Consider the following 26,915-nt stretch of genomic DNA (forward strand, 5'->3'; position numbering starts at 1 on the left):
TGGGAGATATTCATGGGCATTCCCGCGGGCCTTGTCGGCCTGGACTTCCAACTGGGCGCAGACATCGACGCGTTGCGCGACGCCGTGCGCGATTTCGCGCAGGCCGAAATCGCCGCGCGTGCGGCGGACATCGACCGCAGCGACCAGTTCCCGATGGACCTCTGGCGCAAGATGGGCGCGCTGGGCCTGCTGGGAATCACGGTGCCCGAGGAATACGGCGGCGCCGCCATGGGCTATCTGGCGCACATGGTGGCAATGGAGGAAATCTCGCGTGCCAGCGCCGCCGTGGGCCTGTCCTACGGCGCGCACAGCAACCTGTGCGTGAACCAGATCCAGCGCAATGGCAGCGTGGAGCAAAAGCGCAAGTACCTGCCCGGGCTGATCAGCGGGGAGCAGGTGGGGGCGTTGGCGATGAGCGAGTCCGGTGCCGGCTCCGACGTGATCGGCATGCAGCTCAGGGCCGAGGACAAGGGTGGCTACTACCTGCTCAATGGCAGCAAGATGTGGATCACCAACGGCCCGGATGCCGACACGCTGGTGGTGTACGCCAGGACCGATCCCGGAATGGGCGCCCACGGCGTCACGGCGTTTCTGATCGAAAAGGGAATGCCCGGCTTTCGCGTCGCGCAAAGGCTCGACAAGCTGGGAATGCGCGGCAGCCCCACGGGCGAACTGGTGTTCGACGCCGTCGAAGTGCCCGCAGCGAATGTGCTCGGCGGCCTGAACCAGGGCACCAAGGTGCTCATGAGCGGCCTGGACTACGAGCGCGCGGTGCTCACGGGCGGCCCGCTGGGAATCATGCAGTCCGTCATGGACAACGTGCTTCCCTACATCCACGAGCGCAAGCAGTTCGGCCAGAGCATCGGCGAATTCCAGCTCATCCAGGGCAAGGTCGCAGACATGTATACCGCGCTGCAGGCGGGGCGCTCGTTTGCCTACACCGTCGCCAAGAATCTGGACCTGCCCGGCAGCGCGCAGCATGCGCGCCGACTACGCAAGGACTGCGCCAGCGTGATCCTGTGGTGCGCCGAAAGAGCGACCTGGATGGCCGGCGAGGGCCTGCAGATCCATGGCGGCAATGGCTATACCAACGATTACCCGCTGGGCCGTCTGTGGCGTGACGCCAAGCTGTACGAGATCGGCGCCGGAACCAGCGAAATCCGCCGCATGCTGATCGGCCGCGAGCTGTTTTCCGAAACCTGCTGAGTTCCTTGCTCGCCCCCATACCCCCAGCGCCATGCCCGCATCGATCGAAGACTTGTTCGTGCACAACCGCGCGTGGGCGGCCCGGATGGAGCGCGAGCGGCCGGGTTTCTTCACCAGCCTGCTGGCGCAGCAAAAGCCCGGCTACATGTGGATCGGCTGCTCGGACAGCCGCGTTCCGGCGAACCAGATCACGGGCCTGGAGCCGGGCGAGGTCTTCGTGCACCGCAACGTGGCCAACGTCGTGGTTCCGAGCGACCTGAACTGTCTGTCGACCATCCAGTACGCGGTCGACCAACTGCACGTCGAACACATCATGGTGGTCGGCCACTACGGGTGCGGCGGCGTGCGGGCCGCGCTGGACGGCGCCCGGGTCGGCCTGGCCGACAACTGGATCCGCCACGTGCAGGACGTGCGCGACCGGCACCGCGGGTTGATTGCGTCCATCGCCCCCGAGTGGCGCTACGACGTGCTGTGCGAACTCAACGCCATCGAGCAGGTGCTCAACCTGGCGCAGACCACCGTGGTGCGCGACGCCTGGGAGCGCGGCCAGAAGGTCTGGCTGCACGGCTGGTGCTATGGCTTGAAGGATGGCCTCATCAACGATCTGCGCATGACCGTGGACGGCGCCGAAGGGCTGGACGCGCTCCACAGGGCGGCCATCGCCGGCGTCGCTGCCGCCAAGAGATGAGTGCGGGCGCGGCCCCGGGCGCATACTCCTTGCAAGAATCGGAACATCCACAGGGGGACCCATGTCTGCAACCCATAGCGATCCCATCGTCATCGTCGGCGCTGCGCGCACCCCCATGGGGGCGTTGCAGGGCGATTTCTCCAGCCTGGCCGCGCATGACCTCGGGGGCGCGGCCATCCGGGCCGCGGTTGCGCGCGCCGGCGTTGCGCCCGACGCTGTCGGCGAGGTGCTGCTGGGCAACTGCCTGATGGCGGGCCAGGGCCAGGCGCCCGCGCGCCAGGCGGCGTTCAAGGGCGGCCTGCCCCAGGCAACGGGCGCGGTCACGCTGAGCAAGATGTGCGGCTCGGGAATGAAGGCCGCGATGCTCGCGCACGACATGCTGCTCGCCGGAACGCACGAGGTCATGGTCGCCGGCGGAATGGAGAGCATGAGCCGCGCGCCCTACCTGCTGCAAAAGGGCCGTGGCGGCTACCGCCTGGGCCACGACCGCGTCTTCGACCACTTGATGCTCGACGGCCTGGAAGACGCTTACCAGGCGGGCCGCTCCATGGGCAGCTTTGGCGAAGACTGCGCTGCCAAATACCAGTTCAGCCGCGCGCAGCAGGACGCCTTTGCCACGGCCAGCGTGCAGCGCGCCAGGGCCGCCACCGAGTCGGGTGCGTTCGCGGCCGAGATCGTCCCCGTGGCGGTCGAGGGCCGCTCGGGCGAGACGCTGGTATCGATCGACGAAGGCCCGGGCAAGGTCCGGATCGAAAAAATCACCACGCTCAAGCCCGCGTTCAAAAAGGACGGCAGCATCACCGCCGCGTCGAGCTCGAGCATCAACGACGGCGCTGCGGCGCTGGTGCTGATGCGCGCATCCGGCGCGCAAAAGTTCGGCTGCAAGCCGCTGGCGCGCATCGCGGGCCACGCCACGCACGCGCAAGCGCCCGAATGGTTTACCACCGCCCCGCTGGGCGCCACGCGCAAGGCGCTGGCCAAGGCCGGCTGGAGCGCGCACGCGGTGCAGCTGTGGGAAATCAACGAGGCCTTCGCCGTGGTTCCCATGGCGCTGATGAAGGAACTCGATCTGCCGCACGACCGGGTCAACGTGAACGGCGGCGCCTGCGCACTGGGTCACCCCATCGGCGCGAGCGGCGCGCGCATCCTGGTCACGCTGATCCATGCCCTCGCGGCACGCGGCCTCAGCCGGGGCCTGGCCACGCTGTGCATCGGCGGCGGCGAGGCCACGGCCGTGGCGCTGGAAATGCTCTGAGCATGCTGCTGAGCCAGGACCAGGAAATGATCCGCGCCGCGGTGCGCGACTTCGCCCGGGAACAGCTCTGGCCCCACGCCGCGCGCTGGGACAGGGAACACCATTTCCCCCGGCAAGCGCACCAGGGCCTGGCCGCACTGGGCGCCTACGGCGTCTGCGTTCCCGAGGAGTTCGGCGGCGCCCAACTGGACCACCTCACGCTGGCGCTGGTGCTCGAAGAAATAGCCGCCGGCGACGGGGGCACCAGCACCGCCATCAGCGTGACCAACTGCCCCGTGAACGCCATCTTGCTGCGCCACGGCAGCGCCCGGCAAAAGCGCGACTGGCTCACCCCGCTGGCGTGCGGCGCGATGCTCGGCGCCTTCTGCCTGACCGAGCCACAGGCGGGCTCCGACGCGTCGGCCCTGCGCACCACGGCCGTGCGCCAGGGCGGGGACTACGTGATCAACGGCGTCAAGCAATTCGTCACCAGCGGCAAGAACGGCGACTTGGCCATCGTCATTGCCGTTACCGACAAGGGCGCGGGCAAGAAGGGCATGAGCGCCTTCCTGGTGCCCACCCGCAGCCCCGGCTACGGGGTCGCGCGGCTCGAAGACAAGCTCGGCCAGCGCAGCAGCGACACCGCGCAGATCCATTTCGACAACTGCCGCGTCCCGGCCGAGAACCGCATCGGCGCAGAGGGCGAGGGCTACGGCATCGCCCTGGGCGCGCTCGAGGGCGGGCGCATCGGCATCGCCGCCCAAAGTGTGGGCATGGCGCGCAGCGCGTTCGACGCGGCGCTGGCCTACGCCGGGGAGCGCGAGAGCTTCGGCAGCGCCATCCTCAGGCACCAGGCCGTGGGCTTTCGCCTGGCCGACTGCGCCACGCAGATCGAAGCGGCGCGCCAACTCGTCTGGCACGCCGCCGCGCTGCGCGACGCGGGCCGCCCCTGCCTCAAAGAAGCCGCCATGGCCAAGCTCTTTGCCAGCGAAATGGCCGAGCGCGTGTGCAGCGCCGCCATACAGACGCTGGGCGGCTACGGCGTGCTGAACGACTTTCCGCTCGAGCGCATCTACCGCGACGTGCGCGTGTGCCAGATCTACGAAGGCACGAGCGACGTGCAGAAAATCATCATCCAGCGCGCGCTCGCCTGACGCACCGTCCCCGCAAAGCGCTCTTACTTCAGCTGCGCCTTGAGCAACTGCCCCAGTTCCGAGGGGTTGCGCGTGATGATGAAGCCCGACTCTTCCATGATCGCGAGCTTGGCGTCGGCCGTGTCGGCGCCGCCGGAGATCAGCGCGCCGGCGTGGCCCATGCGCTTGCCGGGCGGGGCCGTGACGCCGGCGATAAAGCCGACCACGGGCTTTTGCATGTGCGCCTTGCACCAGCGGGCGGCGTCGGCCTCGTCCGGGCCGCCGATTTCGCCGATCATGATCACGGCGTCGGTGTCCGGGTCGGCGTTGAAGGCCTGCATGACGTCGATGTGCTTGAGGCCGTTGATCGGATCGCCGCCAATGCCCACGGCGCTTGACTGGCCCAGACCCGCCTCGGTCAGCATGGCCACGGCCTCGTAGGTCAGCGTCCCCGATCGGCTGACCACGCCGATGCGGCCCTTGCGGTGGATGTGGCCGGGCATGATGCCGATCTTGATCTCGTCGGGCGTGATCAGGCCGGGGCAGTTGGGGCCCAGCAACAGGGTCTTCTTGCCGCCTGCGGCTTCCTTGGCCCGCATCCGGTTGCGCACTTCGAGCATGTCGCGCACGGGAATGCCTTCGGTGATGCAGACGACCAGGTCCAGATTCGCCTCGACGGCCTCCCAGATGGCTGCGGCAGCGCCTGCCGGCGGCACGTAGATCACCGACACGGTGGCGCCGGTCTGCGCCACGGCATCCTGGACGCTGGCGTAAATCGGGATGCCGAAGATCGACTCGCCGGCCTTTCTGGGGTGCACGCCGGCGACGAAGGCCTTGCGGCCGTTCGCGTATTCCTGGCATTTTTCGGTGTGGAACTGGCCCGTCTTGCCCGTGATTCCCTGGGTGATGACCCGGGTGTTCTGGTTGATGTAGATCGACATATTGTTCTCCGGGCTTACTTGACGGCGGCAACGATGCGGGTCGCGGCTTCGGCCATGGTGTCCGCGGCGATGATGGGCAGGCCCGATTCGGCCAGCAGCTGCTTGCCCAGCGCTTCGTTCGTGCCCTTCATGCGCACGACCAGCGGAACGGACAGATTCACGGCCCGGCAGGCGGTGATCACGCCGCTGGCGATGGTGTCGCATTTCATGATGCCGCCGAAGATGTTCACCAAAATGCCCTTGACCTTGGGGTTGCGCAGCATGATCTTGAAGGCCTCGGTCACCTTCTCGGCCGTTGCGCCGCCGCCCACGTCCAGGAAATTCGCGGGCGCGCCGCCAAACAGCTTGATGGTGTCCATGGTCGCCATGGCCAGGCCCGCGCCGTTGACCAGGCAGCCGATGTTGCCGTCCAGGCTGATGTAGGCCAGGTCGAACTTCGAGGCTTCCACCTCGGCCGGGTCTTCCTCGTCCAGGTCGCGGTAGGCCACGATCTCGGGGTGGCGAAACAGCGCGTTCGCGTCAAAGTTGAACTTCGCGTCGAGCGCGGTCAACTGGTTCTGGCTGTCGCGGTTGAGCGGGTTGATTTCCAGCAGCGACGCGTCGGTGTCCATGTAGCACCGGTAGAGCTTCTGGAAAATGTCCACGGCCTGGGCCTGGGATTCGGCGGGCAGGCCGATGCCGGCGGCGATTTTGCGCGCCTGCTCGGCACCGAGGCCCGTCAGCGGGTCGACAAATTCCGTGATGATCTTTTCGGGGCTGCTGTGGGCCACTTCTTCAATGTCCATGCCGCCTTCGCTCGACGCGATGAAGGCCAGCGCTTGCGTGGCGCGGTCGGTCACGATCGAAACGTAGTATTCCTTGCCGATGTCGGCGCCGTCCTCGATATACAGGCGGCGCACCTTCTGGCCTTCGGGGCCGGTCTGGTGCGTTTTGAGCTGCATGCCCAGGATTTCGCCGGCCAGGCGCCTGACCTCGTCGATGCTCTTTGCCAGTTTCACGCCGCCGCCCTTGCCCCGGCCGCCGGCGTGGATCTGCGCTTTCACGACCCACACCGGGCCGCCGAGCTTCTGGGCCGCTTCCACGGCTTCCTGCACCGTGAACGCGGGGATACCGCGCGGAACGGGCACACCAAAATTACGCAAGATTTCCTTGCCTTGGTATTCGTGAATCTTCATGGGGTCTCTCGCAGGAAAGGGGGGTGTCCACCCGTTGGGCATGTACGGCAGTGGTTGGGCCGCAGGCCTGGAACAGGGGTAGCCGGCGACTGTACCATGCTGCAACGCAGCATTGGCGTTGCGCAAGGGTCAATGGAGTGCTTTACCGTGCAGACGGGTCCGGCGGTGCTGCGGCGCCCGGCGTGCCGCAGTCCACCGATGACGGGATCATGGCAGCGCACCTTCGAACAGGGGGGAATGGCGCTGGGTGTCCAGGAGCGTGATGTCGGGATCCAATTGGTTCAGGCGCAGCAGTTCTCCGGCGGAGAACAATTGATCGCGCATGGCCGATCGCGATGCCTGGTCCAACGGCGCCATCCGCGTCTTTCCGTCTTGCGACACGACGGTCAGCAATTGATCCGCCGTGATGTCCGGGGAGTCGAGCAAATCGGGGCTATGGCTTGTCACAATGATTTGCCTTTGCTCGGAAGCCTTGGCCAAGGCTTCGCGCAGTGCAGCACTGGTCGCGGGGTGGAGCGCGGTCTCCGGCTCCTCGATGCCGATCAGCAGCGGGGTTTCATTCCGGCTGCCCTGGAACAAGGCCGTCAAAACGCCCAGGGCACGCAGCGTTCCGTCAGACATGTTCTGCGCCGGAAAGAGATGCTTGGTGCCAGCCATCTCCTGACGAAACTCCAGCGTTTCAAACGGACCGATCTGTTTTCGCTCGACACCATGCACCATGGGCGCCACGGTTTTCAGGTGATTCCGGATTTCCGCCATGCGCTCTGGTGCTTCCCGCTGAAGTTGCCCCAACACGCTCGCGATGTTCTCCCCTCCCGGCTTGAGCAGCCGGCCGTCCTGCGGGTTTTGCGGTTCCCGCATCGATTTGGGATTCAGGTTGTAAAAACCCATGGATGTCAGCGCATCGAAAACGGGTCGAAAAGCCGCCATGCCGGAAGCGCCCACCAAGGCCAGCCGGTCCGGCGTGACCGCAGGGAATGCGGGCTCCGTGCTGGAGCGAAGCACGCCGCGCTCGACGCGAAAGTACGCGGCATCGACCGCGCATTCCTCCGTCTGCACCGCATAGCCATAGCCGGCGAGCGCAGCCACGTCGAAGGCGTAGTGGCCGGGTATTGCGCCATCGAGCGTGAAGTCGAGTCGAATGCCCACATTCGTTGGACGCCCTCGGCCATGGCCGCTGGAGCGCCTGCGCACCTCGGTCAGCCCGCCCCGCGTATTGAGCGCGTTGTCCAAGGAGATGGACAATGCGTCGCGCACCAGCTGCAATGCGTCCAGAAAGTTGCTTTTCCCGGCCCCATTGGCCCCCACCAAATAGGTCAGGGGGCCCAAGCGCACATCGCAATCGGCGATGCTCTTGTAGTTGCGCAGAAGTACGCGGTTCAGAAAAATCGGTGATTTCATGGCGCCCTCGGAGGCTCGGCACAACTACGACCCAGACTGGCGCAAGCGCGAAACAGATGGAAGAGTGCAGAAAAGGAATCGACGAAGATGTGGAGCATACCGTAATTGCGAAGCAAATTGAATGTGACATAAGTCAAAAAAGTTGCTCTGAGGTTACGAAATTAAGTGCCGTCACCAGGCTCTGCCTTGGGGGCCATGGGATATCTGTATCATGCGTGCAACGCATCATCGACGCGCCGCCGCGCCGTCCTGGTGCCCCGGCCCCGGCCCATCCCCCTTTCGGGCGGGCACTGCGGCTTTTCTTGCAGGAGCATCCGATGCCCAGAGTCTTTATCGATGGCGAAGCCGGCACCACGGGCCTGCAGATCCGCGAGCGCTTGCAGGCCATGGCGCAGATTGAACTGGTCAGCGTTGCACCGCAACTGCGCAAGGACCCCGCCGCCAAGCGCGACCTGATCGCCGGGGTGGATCTGGTGGTGCTCTGCCTGCACGACGACGCGGCGCGCGAGACGGTGGCCCTGGTCGATGCGATCGAGCGCAGCGATGGCCGCACGCTGCGGGTGATCGATGCGAGCACCGCGCACCGCACGGCACCCGGCTGGGTGTTTGGTTTTCCCGAGCTTGCCGCCGGCCAGCGCGAGGCCGTGGCCGCCGCCCGGCGGGTGGCCAACCCCGGTTGCCACGCCACCGGGGCCATTGCGCTGCTGCGCCCGCTGATCGACGCCGGGCTGCTGCCCCGGGACTTCCCGCTCGCGCTGTCCTCGGTCAGCGGGTATTCAGGGGGCGGGCGCAGCATGATCGAAGCCTACGAGCAGGGCGCAGCGCCGCCGTTCGAGGCCTACGCGCTCACGCTGCAGCACAAGCATCTGCCGGAGATCATGCGCTACAGCGGTCTCACGCGCCGTCCCATCTTCGTGCCCTGCGTGGGCAACTTCTGCCAGGGCATGCTGGTGCAGTTGCCGCTGCACCTCGATCTGCTGCCCGGCGCACCCCGGGCCGCCGATCTGCACGACGCGCTGACGGCGCACTACGCCAGGAGCAACACGCCCGCGCAGTGGGTCCGCGTGCTGGCGCCGAGCGCGGACGGAAAGCTCGACGCCACGGCGCTGAACGACAGCAACCAGATGGAGTTGCGCGTGTTCGCCAACGAGGAACAGCGCCACGCCGTGTTGCTCGCGCGCCTGGACAATCTGGGCAAGGGCGCGAGCGGCGCTGCCGTGCAGAACCTGCGGCTGATGCTGGGTCTGGAGGGCAGCAATCCTTCGTCCGCGTGACGCGCCGCCCCGGGCGCGGCGGATCATTCCTCCTGCGTGCCCGCGTCCCGCAGCACGCGCCGCGCCACGTCGCCTGAGAATCCCCGCGCCATGAGAAAGCGCATCTGCTTGGCGCGGGACTGCGCGTCGGTGGCGGGCGCGCCAAACTTGCGGCGCCACACCGCGCCGGCGCGTTCGAGTTCGCTGCCCTGCAACTGGGCCACGGCCTGCTGCACGGCTTCGGGGGGCAGCCCCTTGGCCTGGAGTTCCTGCCGGATGCGTGCAGCCCCCATGCGGCCTGCGCGGCGTTGCAGCACCGATTCGACGCTCCGTTCCTGGCTGATGAAGCCCTGGGCTTCGAGCGCATCGAGCACGGCGTTCAGGTCTTCGTCCGCGCGCGCATGGGGCGCGAGCTTGCGCTGCAACTCGGCGCGCGCGTGCTCCCGCTGGCTCAGCAGCCGCAGCGCACGGCCCCTGAGCGAGAGCGGTCCCGGTCCCATGGAACTGGCTGCGGAATGGCTACGAATGGGTTGCGCGGGCGCTCACTTCTTTGCCGGGGCCGGGGCGGTGGCGGCCGGTGCGGCGGCGCTGGCCGGTGCGGCTTGCAGCACGATGCCCAGGCTCTCGCGCACCTTGTTCTCGATCTCGCGGGCGAGCCCCGTGTTCTCGCGCAGGAATTCGCGCACGTTGTCGCGGCCCTGGCCGATCTTCTCGCCGTTGTAGGCGTACCAGGCGCCGGACTTTTCCACGATCTTGGCGGTCACGCCCATGTCGATGATCTCGCCCTCGCGGCTGATGCCTTCGCCGAACAGAATGTCGAACTCGGCGGTTTTGAACGGGGGGCTCACCTTGTTCTTGACCACCTTGACCTTGGTCTCGTTGCCGATGGCTTCGTCGCCCCGCTTGATCGTGCCGGTGCGGCGGATGTCGAGGCGCACCGAGGCGTAGAACTTGAGCGCGTTGCCGCCGGTGGTGGTTTCGGGGCTGCCGTACATCACGCCGATCTTCATGCGGATCTGGTTGATGAAAACGACCATGCAATTCGCCTTCTTGATCGTGGCGGTGAGCTTGCGCAGCGCCTGGCTCATCAGGCGGGCCTGCAGGCCGGGCAGGGACTCGCCCATTTCGCCTTCGATTTCGGCCTTGGGCGTGAGCGCTGCCACCGAGTCCACCACGATCAGGTCCACGGCGCCGGAGCGCACCAGGCTGTCGACGATCTCCAGCGCCTGCTCGCCGGTGTCCGGCTGGCTGATCAGCAGGTCGGACAGTTGTACGCCCAGCTTCTGGGCGTACTGCACGTCCAGGGCGTGCTCTGCGTCGACGAACGCGCAGGTGCCGCCCTGCTTTTGCATTTCGGCAATCACCTGCAGCGTGAGCGTGGTCTTGCCCGAGGATTCCGGGCCGTAGATTTCGATCACCCGGCCGCGGGGCAGGCCGCCGACGCCCAGGGCGATGTCCAGGCCCAGCGAGCCGGTGGAGACGACCTGTATGTCCTCGATCACCTCGCCCTCGCCCAGGCGCATGATCGTTCCCTTGCCGAACTGCTTCTCGATCTGGGCCAGCGCAGCCGCGAGCGCCTTGGCCTTTTCGGTGTTCACGGGCAGCGCGGGAAGGGTGCTTTTGACTGCAACGTCCATGGGAAAACTCCTTGAAAAACAACAAACGGGATAGGCTGGGCAGCAGTTTATGCGGGAGATTGCTTCTGGCTAAGCCATTTTTTAGTCAGTTTGGATGACAATACGCCGTGCCCGATTCCGCCCTGCCCGACGACCGCTGGCGCCAGACCCACCTGGGCCGCCTCATGGGGCATGCCCTGCGCCGCTTCGACGCCCGGGTGCTGCAACTGATGGCGCGCAACGTGGAACTGCCGCTCGCGCTGTCCAATCTTGCGGCGCGCGACCAGGTGGGCGCGGCCCATGTGCACATCACCCGCCACCTCGCATTCCAGGGCGACCGGCTCACGGATCTCGCCCGGCGCGCGGGAATGACCAAGCAGGCCATGGCGAATCTCGTGGACCAGTGCGAGGCCTGGGGGCTGGTCGTGCGCACGGCCGATCCGCTCGATTCCCGGGCGCGCCAGGTGCGCTTCACTGCCACGGGGCATGCCTGGTTGCAGGCCTTTCACGACGCAGTGGCGCAGGCGCAGGCCGAATTCCGCGCCGAGGTGGGCGCCGAAGTGGCGACCGTGGTGGCGCTGGGGCTGGAGGTCTACGCCGCAGGGGATGCGGGCAGCGTCCCGGGTTGAGCCTGGCCCCCTGCATCCGGGGCCATGCGGCAGAATCACACCATGACCGGGCATGTCATCCCTCTGGTGGACCAGCGCAGCGCCGCTTTGGCGGCGCGGGTGCCCGCGCACGCCGTGGCGCCGACGGGCCGGCTGGCAGACGCCCGGGGCCGCCCGCTGCGCGACCTGCGCATCAGCGTCACGGACCGCTGCAACTTCCGTTGCAACTACTGCATGCCCAAGGAGGTGTTCCACCGGGACTACCCCTACCTGCCCCACGGCGCGCTGCTGCGCTTTGAAGAGATCACGCGGCTGGCGCGCCTTTTTCTGGCGCACGGGGTGCGCAAGATCCGCCTGACGGGGGGCGAGCCCCTGCTGCGCCGGAATCTGGAAGAGCTGGTGGCCCAGTTGGCCCAGCTGCGCACGGTCGATGGTCTGGCGCCCGAGCTGACGCTCACCACGAACGGCGCGCTGCTCGCGCGCAAGGCCCGGGCGCTGAAAGACGCGGGGCTCGGGCGCGTGACCGTGAGCCTGGACGCGCTCGACGACGCGGTGTTCCGCCGCATGAACGACGTGGACTTTCCGGTGGCGCAGGTGCTGCACGGAATCGAGGCCGCCCATGCGGCGGGCCTGTCGCAGGTGAAGGTGAACATGGTGGTCAAGCGGGGCAGCAACGACCAGGAGGTTCTGCCCATGGCGCGCCACTTTCGCGGCACGGGCAGCACGCTGCGCTTCATCGAATACATGGACGTGGGCGCGACCAACGGCTGGCGCATGGACGAGGTGCTGCCGTCCGCGGAGCTCATCGAGCGCCTGCGCGCCGAACTGCCGCTGGTCGCGCTCGAGCCCGGCGCCCCCGCAGAGACCGCCGCGCGCTGGGGCTACGCCGACGCCGCAGGCCGGCACGACCCGGCACTCGGCGAAGTGGGCGTGATCAGCAGCGTGACCCGGCCCTTTTGCCACGCCTGCAACCGCGCACGCCTGTCCACCGAGGGCCGGCTGTACCTGTGCCTGTTCGCCACCCAGGGCTACGATCTGCGCGCGCTGCTGCGCGGCGGCGCCAGCGACGCAGCGATTGCCTCGGCCATCGCACCGATCTGGCAAGGGCGCACGGACCGCTATTCGGAACTGCGCAGCAGCCTGCCGGCGGACGCCTCGCAGGGTGCCCGGCGGGTGGAGATGAGTTACATCGGCGGGTAGCCCCCGGCAGAGCGAACCCGGAAATGATTCATATCCAGGACATCACCGGCCTCGTCCTCGCGGGCGGCAAGGGCGCGCGCATGGGCGGCGTGGACAAGGGCCTGCAGGCCTTTCGCGGCCTGCCGCTGGCGCTGCACACGTTGTTGCGCCTGCAGTTGCAGACGGGTAGCGTGCTGATCAACGCGAACCGCAATCTGGCGGCTTACGAGGCCTTTGGCGCCGCGGTATGGCCGGACGTGCTGGCCGACTACGCGGGTCCGCTGGCGGGTTTTCTGACCGGGCTGGAGCATTGCGCAACGCCCTGGCTGCTGACGGTGCCGTGCGACACCCCGTTCTTCCCGCTGACCCTGGCGACGCGCCTGGCGGCGGCCGCCGAGCAGCAGGGCGCGGACATCGCCATGGCCGCCGCGCCGCAGGACGATGGCGCGGGCGGCGTCAGCGTGCGCCCCCAGCCCGTCTTCTGCCTGCTGCGTGCGGACCTGCTCGAGAGCCTGGCGGCCTTCACCCAGGCCGGCGGCCGCAAGATCGACGCCTGGACGGGCCGGCACGCCTGCGCCATCGTGCCATTCGACGAACCGGGCGACGACCCCCAGGCCTTTTTCAACGCCAACACCCTGGCCGAACTGCATAGGCTCGAGCGCAGCGCCGACCCCGGGTCCGAACCCGCGGGGCACCCGCCACGCGCCGATTCCCCATGAAGACCATTGCCCAGATTGCCGCCGAACTGCAAGGCTACGACCCGCAGGCCCTGAGCGTTGCCGACGTGCACGCGTTCTTGCAGCGCCTGGTGGAGCCCGTCGTCGCGACGCAGGAAGTCGGCCTCTTCCAAGCCCTGGGCCGCGTGCTCGCGCGCGACGTGATCTCGCCCATCAGCGTGCCGTCGCATGACAACTCGGCCATGGACGGCTACGCGTTGGCCGGCGCGGAGCTCGTCGCCGGCCAGCCCCTGACGCTGCGCGTGGCGGGCAGCGCGTTCGCCGGCAAGCCCTGGGCGGGCGCGGTGGCGCGCGGTGCGTGCGTGCGGATCATGACCGGCGCGGTCCTGCCCGCGGGGCTGGACACCGTCGTGCCGCAGGAGTTCACCACGGACGCCGGGAACGGCTGCATCCGCATCGCCGCCGACACGCTGAAACCGGGCGACAACCGCCGCTTCAAGGGCGAGGACCTGATGCAGGGCCGCGTCGCGCTGGCGCCGGGCGAATGGCTCGGCCCCGCCGCGCTGGGCCTGCTCGCGAGCCTGGGACTGGAAACGGTGCCCGTGTTCCGGCGCCTGCGCGTGGCGTATTTTTCGACCGGCGACGAAATCCTGAGCCCGGGCGATCCCCCGCGCGAGGCGGCGGTGTACGACAGCAACCGCTACACCGTGTTCGGCATGCTCAGCCGGCTCGGCGTGGAGGTGATCGACATGGGCGTGGTGCGCGACGATCCCGCCCTGCTCGAAGCCGCATTGCGCGCTGCCGCGCAACGGGCAGACGCCATCATCACCAGCGGCGGTGTGAGCGTGGGAGAGGCCGACCACATGCGCGCCATGATGCAGCAGCTCGGCGACATGGCCTTCTGGCGCATTGCCATGCGGCCCGGCCGCCCCATGGCCGTGGGGCGCATCGCGCGCGCGCGGGCATCACGCCCCGCAGGCCAGCAGGAGGATGCTGCCGCCCCGGATCCCGGCGCCGCGCTGCTGTTTGGCCTGCCCGGCAACCCGGTCGCGGTGATGGTGACCTTTCTCGCGTTCGTGCGCCCGGCCCTGCTGCGCATGATGGCTTGCACACGCCCCGCCCCGCCCCTGCTGCGCGCCATCAGCACCGAGGCCCTGCGCAAGAAAGCCGGCCGCACCGAGTACCAGCGCGGCAGCGTCAGCACGGCACCGGACGGAACGCTGCACGTGCGCACCACGGGCAACCAGGGCTCGGGCGTTCTGCGTTCCATGGTCCAGGCCAACGGGCTGATCGTGCTGCACCACGACCAGGGCCCTGTGGCCGTGGGCGATCCCGTGGATGTGATGCTCTTGGACGGCGTGCTCTGAGAGACGGCTGCCGGGAGGAGCGCGCTGCGGGGCTTGGGGGCTTTCAGGATTTCGGCGCCGCGGGCCAGGGCAGCCTGCGGAACTCGCGCCGCAGTTGGTGCAACCCGGTCTCGGCGCGCGGCGCGTAGCGCAGGCGCTCCAGGCGCAGCAGCCAATCGGCAAGTGCTGCGCTGCGCGCTCCGAATCGGTCCCGCACCTGCTGCGCGATGGCGCGCGGCGGCAGCGTCTCGGGCAGCGCCAGGCCGGCGTGCGCCAGGCGCTGGCGCGTGCGCGCCAGCAGCCGCAGCCACGGGTCCTGCCGGTTGCGCTCGCACAGGCTCCAGGCCATGGCCCCCAGGGCCGCAGCGGCGATCAGAATGCCCAGCACCATGGTCAGATCCTGCCAGTCGGGCGACGCGAAACCCAGCGCTTTGAGCAGGTCGAGCTGGCGGCTCTGCGTGTAGTTGAGCACCCACTGGTTCCAGCGGTTGTTCGCTGCCTCCCAGACGGCGCGCAGGCTGTGCACCAGGCCCGGGCTGATGACCGTGTCCACGGCCGTGGCAAAGGCGCCCCGCGGCGTGCGCAGGCGCTCGAAGGCGCCGGTGCGCCCGGGTGATACCGCGCTGGTGGGGTCCACCCGCACCCAGCCGCGCCCGGCGATCCAGACCTCGGCCCAGGCGTGGGCGTCGCTCTGGCGCACCGTCCAGAAGCCGTCCACGGGGTTGCGGTCGCCGCCCTGGTAGCCGGTGACGATGCGCGCCGGAATCTCCAGTGCGCGCATGAGCACCACGAAGGCCGCGGCAATGTGCTCGCAAAAGCCCTGCCTGCGGTCGAACCAGAACTCGTCGGCGCCGTGCAGTCCGTACACGCCGGGCTCCAGCGTGTAGACGTATCCGCCTGTGCGCAGGCGGGTCAGCGCGGTCTGCACCAGCGCCCAGGCGCTGTCCCGCGTGGAGCCGGGGGCGGTCTGCAACTCGCTGCGCATCTGCCGGGCGAGCGCCCACGTGCGGGGGTTGAAGCCCGCGGGCAGTTCGGTGTAGGCGCGCAGGCTGGCGGTCAGCGTATCGGGGCCGTACGTGAACCCGGTGTAGCTCTGGGCCCGGTAGCGCAGCATGTCGGTGATGGGCCGGTTCGCGAGCCACTGCAGGTCCTGCGTCATGGAGCTCTCCATTCCTGCGAGCACGGGCTTGTCGACGGCTGCATCGAGCAGCAGCAACCACGGCTGCTGATGCGGCTCCAGGGTCACCTCGTAGCGCACGGGCGCGCCGTGCACCCGCAGGTTGGCTGCGGCGCCGGAGGGCGGGGCGCCGCGGTACGTCAGCGCATGCCACTCGACCCCGTCAAAGCTGCCGAACACGGGGCCGCGAAAGTACAGCTCGCTCTGCGGTGGGGCGGCCAGGTCGTCGAAGCGCACGCGCAGCGCCACGCTGTCGTCGAGCGCCAATTCGGCAATGTTGCCCACCTTCAGCACCCCGGACAAGCCGCTGCGCCCCGCCATGGTGTCGCCGGGAACGCCCCACAGCGGCGCCATGCGCGGAAACAGCATGAACAGCGCGGCCATGATGGGGGCGCCCAGCAGGGCCATTGCACCCGCGATGCGAAACGCCTGCATGAGCGGCGGGCGGCCCACCGGCATGTGCGCGTTGACCAGGGCCGTCAACAATCCGAGCAGGGCCACGAGCATGGCGGCCGCCGTGCTCAGCGATTGCGAGAAGAAGAAATTGCTGAGCATCGTGAAAAAGCCCAGGAAAAACACCACCAGGGCATCGCGCCGCGCGCGCAGTTCCAGCATCTTCAGCGCCAGCAGCACCACGATGAGCGTCACCCCGGCGTCGCGACCGAGGATGGTGCGGTAGGTAAACAGGGCGCCCACCGCGGCCAGCACCAGCAGCGCCCCCACCGTCCAGCGCCCGGGCAGCGGGCGGCCCGTCCAGGCCAGCCAGCCGCGCCACAGCAGCAGGCCCGCGGCGAGCAGGCCGGCCCACAGCGGCAGGATGCCGGCCTGCGGGGCGATGACCCAGGCGATGACGAACAGCAGCCAGAGCGTGTCCCGGGCGTCGCGGGGCAGGCAGTCGAGGGTCTGGCGCAGGTTCATGGGAAGGCGGTTCATGCCGCGCAGCGGCGAATGGGGGGCGGGGTGTCGTCGGATTTTCCCGCCTTTTGCGCGCTTCTCTGCCTCCCGGAAGGCGCCCGTCAGACCCCGCCGGGGGATCCGGTGGAATGTGCAGCGCAAACGCCACGAGCGCACGTCAGGCGGACTTTTTGGAACCGCGAGAGACGCCGCCGGGTGCGATAATCGGCGGCATTTACCGTGCCGGATGGTCGCATTTTCTGGGGGCTCCTGGCACCGTCCCGGGCTAACCCGTCTTGGCAACCGAACAAGAACTCTCCGACTTCCTCAAAAGCGTGGAAAGGCGCGCCTTCAAGCGCTCGATCTACCATGTACGCAATGAGGAAGCGGCGCTCGACATCGTGCAAGACAGCATGCTCAAGCTGGTGCAGCATTACGCAGACAAGCCGGCAGCCGAACTGCCCATGCTGTATCAGCGCATCCTGTCGAACTGCACCCTGGACTGGTTTCGCCGCCAGAAAAGCCGCAATGCACTGTTTTCGAGCATGGGCGATTTTGTCGGAACGGGCGAAGATGGAACAGATTTTGATCTGCTCGAAGCCTATTGCGGACCAGATGGCGACAACAAGACGGAAAGCGCGGAAGATACCACCCGGCGGGCGCAGATCCTGCGCGGGATCGAAGCGGAGATCGCTCAGCTGCCTCCCCGTCAACGGGAGGCATTTCTATTGCGTTACTGGGAAGAAATGGATATTGCAGAAACGGCGGCCGCCATGGGTTGCTCCGAGGGCAGTGTGAAAACGCATTGCTTTCGCGCCGTCCAAACCCTTGGCAAGGCACTGAAGGCAAAAGGAATCGCACCATGAAGAACACGGTACAAACCCCCTCGGTACCCGCATCGGCTGCGGCGGCGGAGCGCTTTGCGCTGCGCGTCACGGCACGCCTGTCCGGCGGCATCGATGAATTGCCGTATGAGATCTCCGAGCGCCTGCGCGCAGCGCGCGTGCAGGCGCTGGCCAGGCGCCTGCCGGTGGCCCCGGCCTGGCGCACGGCCCCCGCTGACACGATCGTCCATGCCGGCGGCTACGCCACGCTGGGCCGCGGCGGCTGGTGGGGTGCGCTGGTCTCGGCCGTTCCGCTGCTGGCTTTGGTGGTGGGTCTGGTGTTCATCAACATGGCGCAGGACGAGTGCAGCGCGCACGACGTGGCCGAGGTGGACGCCGCTTTGCTGACCGACGACCTGCCTCCGGCCGCTTACGCCGACCAGGGCTTCGTGCAATTTCTCAAGACATCTGCGCAGTTGGACTGAGCCGCCTGACCCGGGACTGCATGCGCTCGATCCCCCCCCGCCCCCCCCCGCATCCAGCCAGCCTTCGTGCTGGCTTTGGCGCTCCTGGGCGTGCTTGCCGCCGTGGCCGGACCCGTGTGGGTACGGATGCGCATGGCGCCGAGCACCCTCTTGCAGACGCGGGCCGAAGCCGCAGCGGCGAATCCGGATCGCCATGGCGTCCCGGCTCCGGCGGTGCCGGCTGCGGACGCCCAGCCGCAGACCGAAGCGGGCCCGGGCTGGGAAACCCTGAGCACGCAGCAGAAGCTGGCGCTGGACCCGCTCGCCGAGCGTTGGGCACGCATCAGCGAGGCCCAGAAACGCCGCTGGTTGACGCTCGCGGCGAGCTACCCGGCCCTGTCGGAGCAGGAGCGGGAGAAGTTTCGCGAGCGCATCACGGACTGGGCCAACCTGAGCGCGCAGCAGCGCAACCAGGCCCGGCTGAATTACGCCGTCACCACCCGCCTGGCGCGCGACGACAAACGCGCGCAGTGGGAGGCCTACCAGGCCCTGTCCGATGAAGAACGGCGCGCACTCGCAGCGCGGGCGGCGCCCAGGCCCGTGGGCGCTGCAACGGCCCTGCACCCCGTGTCGCCCAAGAAGCTGGCCCAGGTGCCGGCCGCGACGCAGGCCAACCCCGGCCGGCCGAACGCGCCCAAGATCGCGCCGGTCGTCGCCCAGTCCCCCCGTGCGGCGGCTCCGGTCGTTCCGGCGGCTCTGGCGGCGCCCCCGCCGCCAGCGGGCAACGCCCCGCAAAGCCCGCCGGCCGCGTTCACCGGCGTGGAGGCCGCACCCGTGGCCGCGTCCGTGGCCGTTCCGACCGCCCTGCCGCCACTGGGTGCCGGGGCTGGCGCCGGTGAAAGCGCCCCCGCTGCCGCCCTCCCCGACAACGCGGTCCTGCATCCTCAGTAACTCTGCAAGCTGCCCCGTCCCGCCCCCATGCCCGCTTCCCCTTGCGCCCGCACGCCGCGCGCCGATTCCGCCCCCGGCCTCTGGCGCCGCATGGCCTGCTGGTTGTACGAGGGACTGCTGCTGTGCGGGGTGGTCTTCATTGCGGGCTACCTGTTCGGCGCCCTGAGCCAGACGCGCAACGCCCTGGACAACCGCCATGCATTGCAGGCTTTCCTGTTCGTCGTGTTCGGCATTTATTTCACCTGGTTCTGGGCCCGGGGCCAGACCCTCGCGCAAAAGACCTGGCGCATCCGCGTGCTCGACCGGGCCGGCAACCCCCCCACTCAGGTCCGCGCCCTGCTGCGCTATGTGCTCAGCTGGCTCTGGTTTCTGCCGCCGCTGGCGGTTGCGGCCCCGTTCTCGCTCTCGGGGGAAGAGGCCGCGGTCGCCGTGCTCGGCTGGGTGGCGCTGTGGGCCGTGCTGAGCCGCTTCCACCCGCAGCGGCAGTTCTGGCACGACGCGCTCGCCGGCACCCGGCTGGTGCGCTGCGAAATTCCGAAAAAATAGCCGCATGTCCGCATCTCCCCCGCCTTCCCCGACAGTCCCGGTCAACCCGCAAAAGGCCCGCTCGGGCCTGAACCGCATCTGGCACGCTGCGGGTTATTCCCTGGAGGGACTGCGCGCCGGCTGGGGCGAGAAAGCCTTTCGCCAGGAGGCCATTGCCGCGGTGGTCCTGCTGCCCTTGTCGATCTGGGTCGGACGCAACTGGGTCGAAGCGGCGCTGCTCGCGGGTTCGGTCGTGATCGTGATGATCGTGGAACTGCTCAACACGGGAATCGAGACCGCCATCGATCGCATCGGGCCCGAATGGCACGACCTGTCCAAGCGCGCCAAGGACATGGGCAGCGCGGCGGTGCTGCTGGCGCTGCTCCTGTGCACGAGCATCTGGGGGGCGGCGGTTTTCCAGAGGTTTTTCCATGGCTGATCCGGCTTTCTCCCTCTGTGTGTACTGCGGCTCGCGCCCCGGCGCAGACCCGGCCTTTGCCCAGGCCGCGCAAGCGGTGGGGCGCTGGATCGGGGCCCATGGCGGCCAACTGGTGTACGGCGGGGGCAGCAGCGGCCTCATGGGCGTGGTCGCCGAGGCCGCACGCCTGGCGGGAGGCCGCGTCGTGGGCGTGATCCCGCAAACGCTGGTGGACAAGGAACTCGCCAACCGCCGCTGCGACGAATTGCACATCGTGCAGACCATGCACGAGCGCAAGGCCATGATGGCCGAGCGCAGCGACGCCTTCGTCGCCCTGCCCGGCGGCATCGGCACCTTCGAGGAACTGTTCGAGGTCTGGACCTGGCGCCAACTCGCCTACCACGACAAACCGCTGGGCCTGCTCAACGTGGCGGGCTACTACGACGGCCTGATGGGCTTTCTGCGCACCAGCGTGGCCAGCGGCTTCATGAGCGAGTGGCAGATGGATTTGCTGCACGCAGCGACCGACGCCGAGGCCCTGCTGCGCAGCCTGGTGCAGTCGGCCGGCCCCGGCCAGGCCCCGGTGGCGCTGCGCAGCGTGATTTGACGCCGGTGCCGGACTCCGCGCTCCGTAGGGCTCAGCGGCGCAACCACTGCGGCACCTTGAACCGCACGATGGCCAGGTAGGCGAGCACATAGCTGACCACGAACAGGCCACAAAACCCCATCAGCCGGGGGGTGTTGTTCCAAAACAGGATGGCGGGCACGACGGTGAGCAGCGTAAAGCCCCACAGATAAGGCGAGGTGCGGTTGTTGCGCATCAGCACCCGGCGTGATTCGTCGTCGTGAAACACGCCGCGCACGATGCGCCGGTAGATGAGCTGGTGAAAATGCAGCGCGTCGGCCACGCCGGGCGAGACGCCGCGCACGGCCTTGCGATAGATCGAGAAAACCGTCTCCCAGACCGGATAGATCAACAGCAGCATCGGGAACCATGGCGATACGGCGGGATTGCGCTGCACCAGCGAAATGCTGGCCAGCGCAATCACCACGCCCCAGACGTAGGCCCCGCCGTCGCCGGCAAACAGCATGCCGCGCGGGTAGTTCCAGATCAGAAAACCCGCGGTGGCTGCGGCGGTGGACACGAGCAGCGCGGCCAGCGCGCGGTCGCCGACCTGCAACGCCACGTGGGCCAGGGCCAGACAGAGGATCAGCGCGACCATGCCCGCCAGGCCGTTGTAGCCGTCGATGATGTTGAACGCATGCGGCAGGCCGGTGACCGCCAGCATCGCGATGGCAGCGCCGAGCCAGGGGGCTGCGCGCAGCATGGTGTCGAGCCAGGGCCAACCCAGGCGGGGCAGGGCGAGGTCGAGCAGCAGCACCGCCAGCGCGCCGGACGCGCCGGTCAGCGCCAGCCGATAGCGCACCGGCAGGCGCTGCGTCATGTCCTCGGCAATGCCGCCCAGCGCAGCGGGCAGCAAGACCAGCAGCCAGTTGCCTACCCAGGGGCCCAGGCGCAGCGACCCCGGGTCACCCTGGCAGGACTGCCAGACCCCCAGCCCCCAACCCACGGCCATACCGGCCAGCAGCGCGGCCCCGCCGAGGCGGGGAATATCGCCCAAGTGAAAGCGCTGCGGCATGGCATTGCCATAGGCCATCGCATGCTCGCGACCCCAGCGCACGATAAGCGCTGCCGCCAGCGCCGCAACCAAGAAACCCACCACAGACAACCAAATCATGGAGCGTCGATACTACCGCCGATGGCGCTGCGCTGCGCTGCGGGTAACTGCTGTGCCTGCTGGTACACGGGCGATTGCCACAGCCGCCAGAGGCTTTGCAGATGCCAGCGCAGATGGTTCAGCCGCCGCGCGCTGGCCCGCTGGCCTGCATGCATCAGCTGCGCCGGCGCGCGCGCCAGACTGAAGCCGGCCAGGCGCAGACGCAGGCACAGGTCGACGTCTTCGCAGTACATGAAGAAAGCCTCGTCAAACCCGCCGAGCGACTGCCACACCGGCTGCGGCAGCACCAGGCAGGCGGCGTTGACCCAATCCACCGTGGTTTCCTTGCGCCCGCCCATGTGGCGGCGGCACAGGGCCCGGGGCGTGGGCAACGCGCGCTCGCTGTCTTGCGCGCGGCCCCGGGCATCGACTTGCACCGGGTAGGCGCAGCCAATTCCCGGCGCCCCGGCAGCCTGCACCAGCGCGGCGAAAGGGTCGCCAGCGGTGAGCGCGATATCCGGGTTCAGCACACAGACAAAGGGCTCGGCCGCGCCCGCCAGGGCCCGGTTGTGGTTGGTGCCAAAGCCCAGCGGCCGGGTATTGCAGCGCAGCTGCAACGCAAAGGGCCAGCCACCGGCGGGCGGCAAGGGCGGGGCCTCGGGCCGGTTCAGCGTGAGCACGACGCGCCGCACCGTGGCGCTGCTCAGCTGTGCCAAGTCGTCCAGCAGACGCTGCACCAGCGCGCCATGGCCATGGCTGACCACCGAGACGGCCAAACCGCAGAGAGAAAGAGAAGTCATCAGGGCCGCGATTGTCCCTGTCTTCAGCGCGTCATGCGCTGCCCCCGCCCGCATAATTTCGGCATGCCGCATTCCCTGGCTGACTTGCATCAACGGCGCTCCGGGCCAGTTCCTTGCAAGCAGGCAGCGCGTGCAGCAATGAGCCAACTGGCAATGTGAAACCCCGCGTTTGCAGCAACCTCTGAAGACCATGGAGAACTCCGCCGTGTTCCGCGCCACCCGTCCCCTGGTCCATGCCAAGATGCGCATCGACCGGTTGCTGGCCCGGGCACCACGCCAGCGCAGCGCCCAGGCAGTGCCTGCGCCCATTGCCGTGTCCGGGCACCCGGTGGACATCATCGTTCCGGTGTACCGGGGGCTCGCGGACACCCGCCGCTGCGTCGATTCGGTGCTCTCCAACCGCTGCCAGAGCGCGTACCGCCTGATCGTCATCAACGACGCGAGCCCCGAGCCCGAGCTCGCTGCCTGGCTGCGCGCCCGGGCCGCGCAGGACAGCCGCATCACGCTGCTGGAAAACCCTGAGAACCTGGGCTTTGTGGCCAGCGTGAACCGCGGCATGGCCCTGTCGGACAGCCACGACGTGCTGCTGCTCAACAACGACACCGAGGTCAACGCGGACTGGCTCGACCGCCTGCGCCGCGCCGCCTATGGCGACCGCCGGATCGCCTCGGTCACGCCGCTGTCGAACAACGCCACCATCTGCAGCTACCCGCGCTTTTGCGCAGCCAACGAACTGCCCGCCGGCTACGACAGCGCCACGCTCGACGCGCTGTGCGCGCAGACCAACCCCGGCGCCGTGGTCGACGTGCCCACCGGGGTCGGCTTTTGCATGTATATCCGCCGCGACTGCCTGCGCCAGCTGGGCCTGTTCGACAGCGACAACTTCGGCAAGGGCTATGGCGAGGAGAATGACTTCTGCCAGCGTGCAGCGAAGGCCGGCTGGCGCAACCTGCACCTGCTCGACACCTTTGTGCTGCACACCGGCGGCGTCAGCTTCGGCGAGAGCAAGAACGCGCGCGAGCAGGCCGCGATGCACGTCCTGCGCCGTTTGCACCCGCACTATGAAAGCGCCGTCATGGCCTTTGTGCAGGCCGATCCGGCCCGGCTCTACCGCCTGGCGCTGGACGTTGCCCGCATCACCCGGTCGAAACTGCCGGTGGTGTTGGCCGTGCTGCACGATCGCGCCGGAGGCACGCTGCGCCACGTGCGCGAACTGGCGCAGCACCTGAGCGCGCAGGCGCTGTTCCTGACCCTGGCCCCTGCGCCCGGGCGCCGCGTGTGCCTGCAACTGGCGAGTGCCGACGAAGGCTTTGAACTCGTCTTCCGGCTCGCCGACCAGTACCAGAGCCTGGTGCAGGTGCTGCGCCAACTCGGTGTGCGCCATATCCACTACCACCACCTGCTGGGCCACGACCCGTTGATTGCCGACCTGCCCCAGGCCTTGGGACTGGCCTACGACTTCACGGCGCATGACTTCTACAGCTACTGCACGCGCATCTCGTTGACCGGCGACGGGAACCGCTATGCAGACGGCCCCTCCCCCGGCGAATGCGCGTGCTGCTCCCCGCATGCCCAGGCCCCCAGCGGCCCCGGCAGCGTGGCCGACTGGCGCCAGCGCAACCGGCGTTTCCTGGTCGCCGCGCGCTACCTGCTGGTCCCCAGCCATGACGCCGCCCGGCGCATGGCCGCGTTCGCACCGGGCGCCCGCCTGCGCGTGGTGCCGCACACCGACGTCACGGACCCGGTGGTGAACAGCACCGTCATCGCGCCTCCTCCCCGCCCGGCCGATGCGCCGCTGAAGATCGCCGTCCTCGGCTCCCTGAGCGCCATCAAGGGCGCAGACCTGCTCGAAGCCGTGGCGCAGCAAGCCGCCAAGCGCCAGGCGCCCATCGAGTTCCATCTGCTCGGCTACGGCTATCGCCACCTGCAAACCCGGCCGCACGCGTGCCTGACCGTACACGGCGCCTACGAAGACAAGGACCTGCCCGACCTGCTGCAACGGCTGCGGCCCGACCTGGTGTGGTTCCCCGCCCTCTGGCCCGAAACCTATAGCTACACGCTGAGCGCCGCGCTACGCGCCGGCCTGCCCGTGGTCGCCCCCGACCTGGGCGCGTTCGCCGAACGGCTCGCCGGCCGGCCCTGGAGCTGGGTGCTGCCCTGGGACAGGTCCGCCACGCAGTGGCTGGAGTGCTTCCTGGATCTGCGCGTGCGCCACTTCGTCTGCGCACAGGCCCCTGCGCCCATCGTGCAGGCAGCGCCGCCGCCCGCCGCGGACTGGCATTACCGCCACGATTACCTGCAAGGCCTGCCCGACGTGACGCCGCCCGGTCCGCTGCTGCAAGACTTTCTGCAATCGCACCGGCCCCGGGCCGGCGCGCTGCGCTCGCTGCTGCTCGTGGGATTGCTGCGCCTGCGCTCGCACCCGCTGCTGCGCGGCCTGGCACAGCGGATTCCGCAGCACTGGCAAACGCGGGTGAAAAACTGGCTCAGGGCCTGATGGCGCGCGCTCCCGTGGCCTCGTACCGGCCAAGGGACAGGCGCTGCGTCCGGTGCTGAAACGGCAGCCCCTGTTCACCGCAGGCCGTTGACTTCAGATCGCCGCCTCGTCCAGATCACCGGTACGGATCCGCAGCACACGCTCCACCGGGGTCACGAAAATCTTGCCGTCGCCGATCCTGCCCGTGCGCGCCACATGCACGATGGCGTCCACGCAACGCTCCACGTCCTCGGCCCTCACGGCGACCTCGATCTTCAGCTTGGGCAGAAAGTCCACCACGTACTCGGCGCCGCGGTACAGCTCGGTGTGGCCCTTCTGGCGGCCAAAGCCCTTGACCTCGGTCACGGTAAGACCGGTCACGCCGCATTCGGCCAGGGCTGCGCGGACTTCTTCGAGCTTGAATGGCTTGATGACGGCGGTGATCATTCTCATGGCGGGTTTCCTGGAAGGGGTGAAGGGGGCGGGAAGCCGAAGCGCTGAACGTCAGGCCCTGAACTGGCTCGTGATGGGGTAGCGCCAGTCCTTGCCGAAGCTGCGGCGCGTGACGCGAATCCCTGGTGGGGCCTGGCGGCGCTTGTATTCATTGAGTTTGATGAGGCGCGTCACGCGCTCCACGTCGGCGCGGTCCAGGCCGCTGGCGATGATGGATTCGATGGGTTCGTCGTTTTCCATGTAGCGCGACACGATGGCGTCGAGCACCGCATACGGCGGCAGGCTGTCCTGGTCCCTCTGGTCGGGGCGCAGTTCGGCGCTCGGGGGGCGGGTGATGATGCGCTCGGGAATCGGGCTGGCGCCGGTGCTGTAGGGGTCATGCGCGTTGCGCCAACGGGCCAGTTCGAACACGCGCGTCTTGCTCACGTCCTTGATCACGGCAAAGCCGCCCGCCATGTCGCCGTAGAGCGTGCAGTAGCCCGTGGACATCTCGCTCTTGTTTCCCGTGGTCAGCACAATGGAGCCGAACTTGTTGGACAGCGCCATCAGCAGCGTGCCCCGGATGCGTGCCTGCAGGTTCTCTTCGGTCGTGTCCTCGGGCAGGCCGGCAAATTCCGTGGCCAGTGCGGCCTTGAACGCCTCGAATGGCGCCTTGATCGAGATCTCCTCGTGGCGCACGCCCAGCCGGCAGGCCATGTCGCGCGCGTCGATCCAGCTGATGTCGGCGGTGTAGGGCGAGGGCATCATCAGCGTTCGCACCTTGCCGGCGCCCAGCGCGTCCACGGCAAGCGCCAGCACCAGCGCGGAGTCGATTCCGCCCGACAGCCCGACGAGCACGCCCGGAAAGCCGTTCTTGCCCACATAGTCGCGCACGCCCAGCACCAGCGCGTCCCACAGGTCCGCATCCAGGCTGCGCTCGGGGGCGATATCCGCTTCGATCCGGAGGGCCTCCGGTGTTCTGCGGGCTTGCATGGACACCAGCTGTTCCTGGAAACCCGGTGCCCGCCCGGCCACCGCGCCATCGGCGCCGAGCGCAAACGAGCGGCCCTCGAAAACCACCTCGTCCTGCCCGCCGACCAGGTGGGCATAGACCAGCGGCAGCCCGGTCTCGGCGACGCGCTCGCGCATGGTCTGCTCGCGCTCGGCGCTTTTCCCCAGGTGAAAGGGCGATGCATTGATGACCGCGAGCAACTCGGCGCCCGCAGCCGCCGTCTCGCGCGCCGACGCGGAGAACCAGGCGTCTTCGCAGATCAGCACGCCCACACGCAGGCCTTGCACGTCGAACACGCAGGGCTTGGTGCCGGCCGTGAAATAGCGGCGCTCGTCGAACACCTGGTAGTTGGGCAGTTCGCGCTTGGCGTAGGTCTGCTCGATGCGCCCGGCGCGCAGCACGCTGGCGGCGTTCAAGCAGGTGCTGAAAGCCGCCGCACCGGGCGCGGCCGCCTGCGGATGCCCGAGCACGATCACCAGGCCCTCCAGCCCCGCCGTCTCGCGGGCCACGGTGCGCACGGCAGCGTCGCAGGCCGCAATGAACGCGGGACGCAGGAACAGGTCTTCGGCGGCGTAGCCGCAGATGGCCAGTTCGGGCGTGAGCAGCAAGCGGGCTCCCTGGGCATGCGCTTGGCGCGCCGCCGCAACGATCTTTTGCGCGTTTGCGGGCATGTCGCCCACGACGAAGTTGAGCTGCGCGGTGCAAATGGAGAGGGTCATGGAACTGGAAATGCAGGCCCGCGACACGGGGCGCGCGCTGACCGCAGG

General features: G+C 68.5%; 26 protein-coding genes. 16 read left to right on the plus strand and 10 right to left on the minus strand.

Annotated elements, in window-relative coordinates; translation table 11 throughout:
- Positions 1 to 12 precede the first annotated feature (12 nt).
- From D5041_RS05020 to D5041_RS05035, 4 genes are all read left to right on the plus strand, one after another.
- Positions 13 to 1,206 (plus strand): isovaleryl-CoA dehydrogenase, encoded by a 1,194-nt coding sequence (locus tag D5041_RS05020; protein WP_265284018.1) that lies wholly within the window; start codon positions 13 to 15, stop codon positions 1,204 to 1,206.
- A 31-nt stretch (positions 1,207 to 1,237) separates the two neighbouring features.
- Entirely contained in the window at positions 1,238 to 1,894 is a 657-nt protein-coding gene (gene can, locus D5041_RS05025) for a carbonate dehydratase (RefSeq protein WP_265284019.1), read from the plus strand.
- Positions 1,895 to 1,955: 61 nt separating this feature from the next.
- On the plus strand, positions 1,956 to 3,149 hold the full coding sequence (locus D5041_RS05030) for an acetyl-CoA C-acyltransferase (RefSeq protein WP_010099861.1): 1,194 nt from the start codon (positions 1,956 to 1,958) through the stop codon (positions 3,147 to 3,149).
- A 2-nt stretch (positions 3,150 to 3,151) separates the two neighbouring features.
- On the plus strand, positions 3,152 to 4,282 hold the full coding sequence (locus D5041_RS05035; RefSeq protein WP_265258116.1) for an acyl-CoA dehydrogenase family protein: 1,131 nt from the start codon (positions 3,152 to 3,154) through the stop codon (positions 4,280 to 4,282).
- Between the two features lie 23 nt (positions 4,283 to 4,305).
- Here D5041_RS05035 and sucD read toward each other — a convergent pair whose 3' ends face one another.
- The 3 genes from sucD to D5041_RS05050 form a co-directional block, all read right to left on the minus strand.
- Complete coding sequence (gene sucD / locus D5041_RS05040) at positions 4,306 to 5,202, minus strand: succinate--CoA ligase subunit alpha (protein WP_265258115.1); 897 nt, start codon at positions 5,200 to 5,202, stop codon at positions 4,306 to 4,308.
- 14 nt (positions 5,203 to 5,216) lie between these two features.
- Positions 5,217 to 6,377 (minus strand): ADP-forming succinate--CoA ligase subunit beta, encoded by a 1,161-nt coding sequence (sucC, locus tag D5041_RS05045; protein ID WP_010099867.1) that lies wholly within the window; start codon positions 6,375 to 6,377, stop codon positions 5,217 to 5,219.
- Between the two features lie 207 nt (positions 6,378 to 6,584).
- On the minus strand, positions 6,585 to 7,778 hold the full coding sequence (locus D5041_RS05050; RefSeq protein WP_265258114.1) for an AAA family ATPase: 1,194 nt from the start codon (positions 7,776 to 7,778) through the stop codon (positions 6,585 to 6,587).
- A 317-nt stretch (positions 7,779 to 8,095) separates the two neighbouring features.
- Here D5041_RS05050 and argC point away from each other — a divergent pair, with 317 nt between their 5' ends.
- Positions 8,096 to 9,052, plus strand: coding sequence for an N-acetyl-gamma-glutamyl-phosphate reductase (gene argC, locus D5041_RS05055; RefSeq protein WP_321162194.1), 957 nt, complete (start codon positions 8,096 to 8,098; stop codon positions 9,050 to 9,052).
- Positions 9,053 to 9,075: 23 nt separating this feature from the next.
- Here the strand turns inward: argC and recX are convergent, their stop codons facing one another.
- Complete coding sequence (gene recX, locus D5041_RS05060) at positions 9,076 to 9,531, minus strand: recombination regulator RecX (protein WP_010101547.1); 456 nt, start codon at positions 9,529 to 9,531, stop codon at positions 9,076 to 9,078.
- A 42-nt stretch (positions 9,532 to 9,573) separates the two neighbouring features.
- On the minus strand, positions 9,574 to 10,668 hold the full coding sequence (gene recA, locus D5041_RS05065) for a recombinase RecA (RefSeq protein WP_265284021.1): 1,095 nt from the start codon (positions 10,666 to 10,668) through the stop codon (positions 9,574 to 9,576).
- A gap of 164 nt (positions 10,669 to 10,832) precedes the next feature.
- Between recA and D5041_RS05070 the strand changes: the two genes are divergently transcribed.
- Genes D5041_RS05070 through moeA form a run of 4 tightly spaced genes read left to right on the plus strand, consistent with a single transcriptional unit; the run spans position 10,833 to position 14,478 of the window.
- A complete protein-coding gene (locus D5041_RS05070) occupies positions 10,833 to 11,276 on the plus strand; it encodes a MarR family winged helix-turn-helix transcriptional regulator (RefSeq protein WP_086009995.1) in 444 nt (147 codons plus the stop codon).
- Between the two features lie 42 nt (positions 11,277 to 11,318).
- Complete coding sequence (moaA, locus tag D5041_RS05075) at positions 11,319 to 12,455, plus strand: GTP 3',8-cyclase MoaA (RefSeq protein WP_010101544.1); 1,137 nt, start codon at positions 11,319 to 11,321, stop codon at positions 12,453 to 12,455.
- 23 nt (positions 12,456 to 12,478) lie between these two features.
- Entirely contained in the window at positions 12,479 to 13,153 is a 675-nt protein-coding gene (gene mobA, locus D5041_RS05080; RefSeq protein ID WP_265284022.1) for a molybdenum cofactor guanylyltransferase MobA, read from the plus strand.
- Positions 13,150 to 14,478 carry a molybdopterin molybdotransferase MoeA gene (gene moeA, locus D5041_RS05085; protein ID WP_265284023.1) on the plus strand — a complete coding sequence of 443 codons (1,329 nt, stop codon included), beginning with the start codon at positions 13,150 to 13,152 and terminating at the stop codon, positions 14,476 to 14,478. The genes mobA and moeA overlap by 4 nt, the downstream gene beginning before the upstream one ends.
- A gap of 43 nt (positions 14,479 to 14,521) precedes the next feature.
- On the opposite strand, the gene D5041_RS05090 is transcribed toward moeA, so the two are convergent.
- A complete protein-coding gene (locus tag D5041_RS05090; protein WP_265284377.1) occupies positions 14,522 to 16,552 on the minus strand; it encodes a transglutaminase TgpA family protein in 2,031 nt (676 codons plus the stop codon).
- A gap of 272 nt (positions 16,553 to 16,824) precedes the next feature.
- On the opposite strand from D5041_RS05090, the gene D5041_RS05095 reads away from it, so the two are divergent.
- The 6 genes from D5041_RS05095 (at position 16,825) to D5041_RS05120 (ending at position 20,317) form a co-directional block, all read left to right on the plus strand.
- Positions 16,825 to 17,394 (plus strand): RNA polymerase sigma factor, encoded by a 570-nt coding sequence (locus tag D5041_RS05095; RefSeq protein ID WP_010105224.1) that lies wholly within the window; start codon positions 16,825 to 16,827, stop codon positions 17,392 to 17,394.
- Complete coding sequence (locus tag D5041_RS05100) at positions 17,391 to 17,837, plus strand: DUF3619 family protein (RefSeq protein WP_010105223.1); 447 nt, start codon at positions 17,391 to 17,393, stop codon at positions 17,835 to 17,837. The genes D5041_RS05095 and D5041_RS05100 overlap by 4 nt, the downstream gene beginning before the upstream one ends.
- Before the next feature lie 126 nt (positions 17,838 to 17,963).
- Complete coding sequence (locus D5041_RS05105; protein ID WP_265284379.1) at positions 17,964 to 18,767, plus strand: DUF3106 domain-containing protein; 804 nt, start codon at positions 17,964 to 17,966, stop codon at positions 18,765 to 18,767.
- A gap of 27 nt (positions 18,768 to 18,794) precedes the next feature.
- Entirely contained in the window at positions 18,795 to 19,313 is a 519-nt protein-coding gene (locus tag D5041_RS05110; protein ID WP_010099752.1) for an RDD family protein, read from the plus strand.
- 4 nt (positions 19,314 to 19,317) lie between these two features.
- On the plus strand, positions 19,318 to 19,731 hold the full coding sequence (locus D5041_RS05115; protein WP_010099750.1) for a diacylglycerol kinase: 414 nt from the start codon (positions 19,318 to 19,320) through the stop codon (positions 19,729 to 19,731).
- Positions 19,724 to 20,317 carry an LOG family protein gene (locus D5041_RS05120; RefSeq protein ID WP_029553960.1) on the plus strand — a complete coding sequence of 198 codons (594 nt, stop codon included), beginning with the start codon at positions 19,724 to 19,726 and terminating at the stop codon, positions 20,315 to 20,317. Before D5041_RS05115 ends, D5041_RS05120 begins: the two co-directional genes overlap by 8 nt.
- Before the next feature lie 31 nt (positions 20,318 to 20,348).
- Here the strand turns inward: D5041_RS05120 and D5041_RS05125 are convergent, their stop codons facing one another.
- The gene (locus D5041_RS05125; RefSeq protein WP_010099746.1) at positions 20,349 to 21,449 is read right to left on the minus strand and encodes a glycosyltransferase family 4 protein; all 1,101 of its coding nucleotides are present in this window, start codon (positions 21,447 to 21,449) and stop codon (positions 20,349 to 20,351) included.
- On the minus strand, positions 21,446 to 22,228 hold the full coding sequence (locus tag D5041_RS05130; RefSeq protein ID WP_138927735.1) for a glycosyltransferase: 783 nt from the start codon (positions 22,226 to 22,228) through the stop codon (positions 21,446 to 21,448). The genes D5041_RS05125 and D5041_RS05130 overlap by 4 nt, the downstream gene beginning before the upstream one ends.
- A 169-nt stretch (positions 22,229 to 22,397) precedes the next feature.
- Here D5041_RS05130 and D5041_RS05135 point away from each other — a divergent pair, with 169 nt between their 5' ends.
- On the plus strand, positions 22,398 to 24,725 hold the full coding sequence (locus D5041_RS05135; RefSeq protein ID WP_265284024.1) for a glycosyltransferase: 2,328 nt from the start codon (positions 22,398 to 22,400) through the stop codon (positions 24,723 to 24,725).
- Between the two features lie 93 nt (positions 24,726 to 24,818).
- On the opposite strand, the gene D5041_RS05140 is transcribed toward D5041_RS05135, so the two are convergent.
- Both D5041_RS05140 and D5041_RS05145 read right to left on the minus strand, forming a co-directional pair.
- Complete coding sequence (locus D5041_RS05140; protein WP_010099741.1) at positions 24,819 to 25,157, minus strand: P-II family nitrogen regulator; 339 nt, start codon at positions 25,155 to 25,157, stop codon at positions 24,819 to 24,821.
- 51 nt (positions 25,158 to 25,208) lie between these two features.
- The gene (locus D5041_RS05145; RefSeq protein WP_265284025.1) at positions 25,209 to 26,867 is read right to left on the minus strand and encodes an NAD+ synthase; all 1,659 of its coding nucleotides are present in this window, start codon (positions 26,865 to 26,867) and stop codon (positions 25,209 to 25,211) included.
- Positions 26,868 to 26,915 lie beyond the last annotated feature (48 nt).

This window comes from Verminephrobacter aporrectodeae subsp. tuberculatae, from assembly GCF_026127385.1.
Lineage (GTDB): Bacteria > Pseudomonadota > Gammaproteobacteria > Burkholderiales > Burkholderiaceae_C > Acidovorax > Acidovorax aporrectodeae.